At 30.6% G+C, this 7647-nt stretch carries 7 protein-coding genes; 4 read left to right on the top strand and 3 right to left on the bottom strand.

Annotated features, from left to right (window positions below; translation table 11 throughout):
* Positions 1-101: 101 nt before the first annotated feature.
* Complete coding sequence (locus K8M07_RS10445) at positions 102-623, bottom strand: hypothetical protein (protein WP_223378579.1); 522 nt, start codon at positions 621-623, stop codon at positions 102-104.
* Positions 624-727: 104 nt separating this feature from the next.
* On the bottom strand, positions 728-1765 hold the full coding sequence (locus K8M07_RS10440; protein ID WP_223378577.1) for a M42 family metallopeptidase: 1038 nt from the start codon (positions 1763-1765) through the stop codon (positions 728-730).
* 141 nt (positions 1766-1906) lie between these two features.
* Between K8M07_RS10440 and K8M07_RS10435 the strand changes: the two genes are divergently transcribed.
* The 3 genes from K8M07_RS10435 to K8M07_RS10425 are packed head-to-tail and all read left to right on the top strand — an operon-like array spanning position 1907 to position 3555.
* Positions 1907-2308, top strand: coding sequence for an NUDIX hydrolase (locus K8M07_RS10435; RefSeq protein ID WP_223378575.1), 402 nt, complete (start codon positions 1907-1909; stop codon positions 2306-2308).
* A gap of 21 nt (positions 2309-2329) precedes the next feature.
* Positions 2330-3286, top strand: coding sequence for a DNA-binding protein WhiA (whiA, locus tag K8M07_RS10430; protein WP_223378573.1), 957 nt, complete (start codon positions 2330-2332; stop codon positions 3284-3286).
* 2 nt (positions 3287-3288) lie between these two features.
* Positions 3289-3555 carry an HPr family phosphocarrier protein gene (locus K8M07_RS10425; protein ID WP_223378571.1) on the top strand — a complete coding sequence of 89 codons (267 nt, stop codon included), beginning with the start codon at positions 3289-3291 and terminating at the stop codon, positions 3553-3555.
* A gap of 38 nt (positions 3556-3593) precedes the next feature.
* On the opposite strand, the gene K8M07_RS10420 is transcribed toward K8M07_RS10425, so the two are convergent.
* Positions 3594-3974, bottom strand: a complete 381-nt coding sequence (locus K8M07_RS10420) for a GrdX family protein (RefSeq protein WP_223378569.1) — start codon at positions 3972-3974, stop codon at positions 3594-3596.
* A gap of 136 nt (positions 3975-4110) precedes the next feature.
* Between K8M07_RS10420 and K8M07_RS10415 the strand changes: the two genes are divergently transcribed.
* The gene (locus K8M07_RS10415) at positions 4111-7584 is read left to right on the top strand and encodes a DNA polymerase III subunit alpha (protein ID WP_223378567.1); all 3474 of its coding nucleotides are present in this window, start codon (positions 4111-4113) and stop codon (positions 7582-7584) included.
* The last annotated feature ends 63 nt before the right edge of the window (positions 7585-7647 follow it).

The following is a 7647-nucleotide window of genomic DNA, read 5'->3' as shown; positions in this document are numbered from 1 at the left end:
AGAATATCGAAACCATGCATCCATAAGTGCATAAATTTTTAATTAATTTAGTTGTCTACTTGACATGGGGCAGTTCATTTGATCGCCCTTTTATTAATCTTTTATGTTTTTTTTACTTCTTCTAACATTTTAGATATGAGAGTACCTGCAGATTTTTTTGTTAGCTTATTGTAGTTAACAGTTGCGTTTAGTTCATCTGCCAATTTTTTAATTGTTTCTAATTGTCTTTTAGTAGGAGGATTATCTACATTAGTCATATAGGTTTCTTCCTCACTAACATTATCATCATCAATTGATAGTTCTTCAAAGGCAGTCATTCCAACATTGGTTAAATCTCTAAGAGCCCTTGCTTTAGCACGAGTAGATGCCATTCTAATTAAATGAGGTACTATTCTCGAATTAACGGATCTAGGGCTAGCATCACCTAAGTCAGTGAAAGTTTCGTTATCAGTTGTAGCAGTAGCTTTACAAATTGCTATCATGCCGTTTTCTTCTGTTGGGATTTGTATTAGTTCTACTTCAATTGATTTTAAATTCATTTGATGACCAAGATCTAATAATCCCTCATAGGTGACATAGGATTTGCCTTGTAAATTTATGATAAATTTTTCGTTAATATTCATTAAATCACCTCATCTATATTTTAAAGAAATTACCAGATTTTAAACGTGGTAATATTATGTAATATGATAAAATCATAAGATGATTTAACGATATTTTAATAAATTTATTCTGTTAAATATAAGATACCTAGTTTTACTGTATTTTCTATAGCTTCCTTATGAGTTCTTTCAAATGAATGAGATGCATCGACTCCAGGACCAATTAGTCCAACTTTGATATCATAGCCTGACTTCAATGCTGCTGAACCGTCTGAACCATAATAGGGATAGATATCAATTTTGTAACTTAAATCATTTTTTTCTGCAAGATTAACAAGTTTCTTTTTAAGTTCTAAATCATAAGGACCTGAGCTATCCTTTGCGCAGATTGTTACACTATATTCGTCAGAAGATTGACCTTTTCCAGGAGCCGCCATATCTACTGCAATAAATTCAAAAGTTTTATTAGGAATAGCTGCACTAGCGCCATGTCCGACTTCTTCATAATTGCTTATAAAGAAATTAGTAGTATATTTAGGTTTAATATTATTATCAACTAGATATTTTGCTATACCCAACAGAGAAGCAACTCCAGCCTTATCATCTAAATGTCTAGATTTAATGAAACCGCTATTTGTAATAGTTGTTCTAGGTTCAAAGAATACATAGTCTCCAATATTGATTCCAAGATTTTCAATATCCTTTTTAGAGGACACCTTCTCATCTAGCCTAATTTCCATATTCTCCATGTTTCTTTCTATTTCTTTCGTCTCTTGTCCATGAACATGAGATGAAGCCTTAGTTGTGAGTATAGTACCAGAATATAGGTTGTTATTACTATTTTCTATATAAACATATTCACCTTCTACAGTATTCATAACATAGCCACCAATTTGTGTAAATTTGATTCTTCCACTGGACTTTATTTCTTTTACCATCCCACCAAGAGTGTCAACATGAGCAGAAAGGGTAACTTCCTTATTTTGATTTTTACCTCTGATGGTAGCAATTAATGCTCCCTTATTTGTCATATATGTACGTATACCTAAAGTTTTAAATTCTTCATTTACAAAGTCAATAGCCTTTTTTGTATTCCCTGAAGGACTTGGGATTTTAAGCAAAGATACTAATCTTTCTACTGCATAATCAACATTTAATTCCATAAAAAGCCTCCTTTAACTTTATATATACTATTATAATACTATATTATAGTCGATATTTAAAAATTATTTAGCATAATATTCTTATTTGTAGTATAATAACTTTAATATCCGTATAGTTATTATTAATAGGAGATGGTTTCAGTGTTCGAAGAGGTTAGCGCTGGGGGTGTTGTTATATTTGGCAATGCAATATTGTTATTGAAAAAATTTAATGGAGATTGGGTATTGCCTAAAGGGAGAATAGAAAAAGATGAAGATATTCGCGACACTGCTATAAGAGAAGTATTTGAAGAGAGCGGAGTAAAAGCAGAGATTATTAGATATATAGGTATGGTCCATTTTACCTATAAGAATATTAAAGGAAATGAAACCGTTTACAAGACTGTTCATTGGTACCTTATGGAAACCAATAGTATGGAATCTGTGCCTCAAAAAAGAGAAGGCTTTGTAGAAGCTCGATTTGTCCATAAGGATAAGGTGATAAAACTGGTAAAATATAGGGATGAAAGAAAGATTATAAAAAAAGCTTTAAAATTTTTATAAAATGGAAGTAGGAGAGATAAAATGTCTTTTTCATCAATTACAAAAAATGAAATATCGAGATTATCTATTGACAATAGATGTTGTGCTATAGCTGAAGTTGCAGCTATTGTACGAATGAATAGTACAATACAAATTTCAGGAATGAAGAGAATAAGTTTAAAATTTGTTACTGAAAATGCTGCTGTTGCCAGAAGGATATTTACTCTACTCAAGATGCTATATAAGACAGATGTTGAAGTAATGGTAAGAAGAAATAGACAATTGAAGAAAAATAACAATTATTTAATAGTTGTACCTAATGGGAATATGACAAAGAAAATATTAAAAGATATAGGATTTATAACAGACGAAAAAGATAGTGATTATGTCGTTGCTTATAGAGCTCCGAAGGTTTTAGTGAAGAATAGGTGTTGCAAAAGAGCTTATATAAGGGGAGCATTTTTAGGTGGTGGTTCTATAAGCGACCCAGAAAAGTCCTATCATTTAGAATTTGTTACCAATAATGAAGAACATAGCGATGATTTACTAGAAATAATAAATTCATTCAATTTAAATGCTAAGGTAGTTATAAGAAAGGAAAACCATGTAGTATATTTAAAAGAAGGAGAACAGATAGTAGATGTGCTTAATATAATAGGTGCTCATCAATCACTGCTTAAATTTGAGGATGTGAGGGTTTTCAAGGATGTTAGAAATAATATAAATAGGCTTGTAAACTGTGAAACTGCTAATTTAAGTAAAACTATAGACGCATCTATAAGACAAGTTGAGAATATTGAATATATAGATAATAAGATTGGAATCGATAAACTTTCTGTAAACTTGCAGGAAATAGCACGATTAAGATTAGAAAATAGAGATGCTAGTTTAAAAGAATTAGGAGCTATGCTTAAATCACCTGTAAGTAAATCAGGAGTCAATCATAGATTTAGAAGGATTGAAAAAATTGCTGAGGATTTGAAGAGAAAGGAGAAGTAAAATTGATATCAAAAAATGTAATTTTAAACAATGAAGTAGGACTACATGCAAGACCAGCAGCAGTATTTGTGCAAACTGCAAATAAGTTTTCTTGTAATGTATATATAGAATTCAATGGCAAAAAGGTAAATGGTAAGAGTATTATAGGGGTTATGTCTTTAGGAGCATTTGATGGAGAAGAGATTACTATAATAGCAAATGGCGTAGATGAAAAACAAGCTATTGAAGAGTTGATAGACCTAGTAGAAAATGGTTTAAATGATCTATAAATAATAACCCCTTATATATAAGGGGTTATTATTTATCATTAGATTATTTTATTAATCACGTTTTCTATTAACGATAAGTCTATTACTCTAAAATCAGCAAGTATTTCTTCAGGCCAATTAGGTGTAGGCTTGTTATCTATAAATTTTTTTGTTGTATTAATACTATCTTCAATTATCGTTAAACTATCATAATCCATTTTATTTTTTTCTTTACTTATCATTATTGTTTTATAAGGCGTTTCATTAGGCTTAACACTACCTGATAGGGGATGCGTGGTTAGTTTATGCCCATTATGGATTTGATTTCTTACATATTTTAGTACATCCAAGTAAGTATACTTTTCATTATATACTATTTCAAAATCATCTTTGTATTTTTCATAAACATCTTTGTTGTTTGTAACTATTATATCGTTCATCTTTAGACCTCCAAAACTTTTGATATATTTATTTTATCATAAAAATCACATCAATAACAGATTATCAGATTGTAGTTTTATTTATATCTATTTATGATAAAATATAGGTATAAATAAAATCAGGAAGGGTTTTACTATGGAGTATAATAATAAATTTGTTCATTTACATGTGCATACGGAATATAGTTTATTAGATGGTTCTAGTAGAATAGGGAATCTATTAGATAGGACTAAGGAATTAGGCATGGATACAATAGCTATAACAGATCATGGATCTATGTTTGGAGTGATTGATTTTTATAAGAAGGCTAAAGAAAAAGAAATGAAGCCAATATTAGGTTGTGAAGTCTACGTCGCTATGAATAAATACACTGAAAAGGAGCCTAAGGATAAAAATCAATATCATTTAGTATTATTAGCCGAAAATAATACTGGATATGGGAATTTAATAAAAATAGTTTCAGAAGGATACGTTAATGGATTTTACTATAAACCAAGAGTAGATCATGAAGTATTGAAAAAATATAGTGAAGGAATTATAGCATTAAGTGGATGTCTAGCTGGAGAGGTACAGCAATATTTACTAAATGGAAATTATGAGAAGGCTAAAGAAATATCCCTTAAATATAACCAGATCTTTGGACAGGATAATTTCTTTTTGGAATTACAAGATCATGGCATGGATGAACAAAAAGAAATAAATGATAAACTGATAAAGTTAAGCAAAGAAACTGGTATACCATTAGTAGCAACCAACGATGTTCATTATTTAAAAAAAGAGGATGCAATAGTTCATGATACTCTTTTGTGTATTCAAACTGGGAAGACTATTAATGAAGAAGATAGAATGAAGTTCCCTTCAGATGAATTTTATCTAAAATCTTACTATGAAATGGAAAGCATTTTTAGCAATATAAAGGAAGCTTTAAGAAATACAGTATGGATAGGTGAAAGATGTAATGTTGATATAGATTTTGATACGTTACATTTACCTGAATATGAGGTACCAGAAGGGTATACTAATGTAGAATATTTAAAAAAGCTTTGTATAGAAGGATTACAGAATAGGTATGAAAGGATCACCTCGGAAATAAGGGATAGATTTGATTTTGAATTTAATACTATAGTAGAAATGGGATATGTGGACTATTTTTTAATAGTATGGGATTTTATTAAATTTGCAAAGGACAATGGAATAATGGTAGGACCTGGTAGAGGCTCTGCAGCGGGAAGCATTGTATCCTATGCAATAGGAATCATTGACATAGACCCATTAGAACATGATTTATTATTTGAAAGGTTTTTAAATCCTGAAAGGGTATCAATGCCGGATATAGATATAGATTTTTGTTATGAAAGAAGAGAAGAAGTGATAGATTATGTAGTAGAAAAATATGGAGAAGATAGAGTAGCACAAATAGCTACATTTGGTACTATGGCTGCTCGTGGGGCTATACGAGATATAGGTAGAGCAATAAATATGCCTTATGGGGAAGTTGACTATATAGCCAAACAAATACCTATGGAATTGGGTATTACAATATCAAAAGCGTTAGAAATAAATAAATCTTTAAGAGAAATGTATGAGTCGAGAGATGAGATTAAGCATCTCCTTGACTTAGCTATGGCGGTAGAAGGATTGCCAAGGCATACATCTACTCATGCAGCAGGAGTGGTAATTTCAAAGGAGCCTATTACTAATTATGTACCTTTATCGAGAAATAAAGATGCTATTACTACACAATTTAATATGATAGAATTAGAAGAACTAGGCCTGTTGAAGATGGATTTTTTAGGGTTAAGAACTTTGACAGTTATTAGGGATGCTATAGATTTAGTTGAAAAAGACCATGGAATCAAAATAGACTTTTCTGATTTAAATTACGAGGATTCAAGAGTTTTAGAAATGTTTGCAAGAGGAGATACCCTGGGTATCTTCCAGTTTGAAAGTGCTGGCATGAGACAATTCTTAAAGGAATTAAAACCAAGTAAATTTGAGAACTTAATAGCAGCCAATTCTTTGTTCAGACCAGGACCAATGAATCAAATTCCTCAGTATATTGCAAATAAGAATAATCCTGATAATATAGAGTATTTACATTCCAAACTTAAGCCAATTTTAGATGTAACTTATGGTTGTATTGTATACCAAGAACAGGTAATGCAGATAGTAAGGGACATTGGCGGATTCACCATGGGGAGAGCTGATTTATTAAGGCGTGCCATGGGTAAGAAGAAAATGGGTGTAATGGAGGAAGAAAGAAAGAGATTTATATATGGAGAAACTAATGAAAAAGGCGAAGTAGTGATAAGTGGAGCATTAAGAAATGGGGTAGATGAAAAAACTGCTAATAAAATATATGATCTGATGATTGATTTTGCTAAATATGCCTTTAATAAATCTCACTCAGCAGCTTATGCAGTAGTAGCTTATAGAACTGCTTGGTTGAAATATTACTACCCTGTAGAATTTATGGCCGCTCTAATAAGTAGTGTAATGGGGAATACAAATTCTGTTTCGCTATATATTCAGGAGTGCAAAAGACTAGGAATAGAAGTATTACCTCCAGATATTAATGAAAGCTTTAAAAAATTCACAGTGGTAAACGGGAAGATTAGATTTGGACTAATGGCAGTTAAAAATGTAGGAGAAGGTTTGATAGATGGAATTATAAGAGTAAGAAAGGAATCTCCATTTAGTAGCTTTACAGATTTTTGTGAAAGAATTGAAAATATTAATCCTTCTTTGATGAATAAAAGAGCCATAGAAAGTTTGATAAAATGTGGAGCTATGAATAGTTTAGGCGGAAATAGAGCACAGTTATTGGCTATATTTGAAAAGACTATAGATGGTATTCATTCAGATAGAAAGAGAAATATAAGAGGACAGTTTTCAATATTTGAAACAATAGACACTAAATTGTCAGAAGATAATTTACCAGATTTAAAAGAGTTTTCACAAAAGAATTTATTAACTATGGAGAAAGAGACATTAGGAATATATATAAGTGGGCATCCTCTAAAGCCTTATGAAGAGGAGTTAAAACAAATTTCTACAATGAATACTTCAGAGATATTGCAAGTTCAAGATCATTTAGCAGATGCTATATCTAGAAATATAGATGGAAAAAGAGTGAGGATAGGTGGTATTGTAAATACAAAGAAGAATAAAATAACTAAGAACAATAATATGATGGCATTTATCACTTTAGAAGATTTATATGGTGCAATAGAATGTATTGTATTTCCAGCTACTTATGATAGATATAGTAGATTGATAGAGGAAGATAGTCTTGTAGTAATTGAAGGAAAGATTAGTGCAAGTGAAGAAGATGAACCTAAAATAATATGTGAAAAACTTACTCAATTAGCTAAGTATAAGAAAGGAAAAGTCTATTTAAAGATTTGTAAAGGAAAATCACTAGACACATTCGAATCCATAAAGGAAATACTATCTAAATACAGAGGAGAAACTCCTGTGTATGTATACATGGAAGAGAGTGATAAAACAGTTATGGCTCAAAGAGATTTGTGGGTTGACAAGAAACAAAAATCATTATTTGACGAATTAGCTAAAATGTTAGGAAAGAATAATGTTAGGGTTTCATGAAAAAATTGTAGCAAAATTATAATATAATTATAAATATAAGGATTTAGATGTCATATTTTTTAA

It is taken from the genome of Schnuerera sp. xch1 (genome assembly GCF_019931165.1).
GTDB lineage: Bacteria > Bacillota > Clostridia > Tissierellales > Tepidimicrobiaceae > JAIOUP01.
The sequence above is the reverse complement of the archived record's forward strand: the minus strand, read 5'-3'. Positions and strand labels throughout refer to the sequence as shown.

Excerpts from the sequence above, each read along its gene's own strand:
- K8M07_RS10445 (WP_223378579.1), bottom strand. The coding sequence starts at position 623 with ATGAATATTAACGAAAAATTTATCATAAATTTACAAGGCAAATCCTAT.
- K8M07_RS10440 (WP_223378577.1), bottom strand. The coding sequence starts at position 1,765 with ATGGAATTAAATGTTGATTATGCAGTAGAAAGATTAGTATCTTTGCTT.
- whiA (WP_223378573.1), top strand. The coding sequence starts at position 2,330 with ATGTCTTTTTCATCAATTACAAAAAATGAAATATCGAGATTATCTATT.
- K8M07_RS10420 (WP_223378569.1), bottom strand. The coding sequence starts at position 3,974 with ATGAACGATATAATAGTTACAAACAACAAAGATGTTTATGAAAAATAC.
- K8M07_RS10415 (WP_223378567.1), top strand. The coding sequence starts at position 4,111 with ATGGAGTATAATAATAAATTTGTTCATTTACATGTGCATACGGAATAT.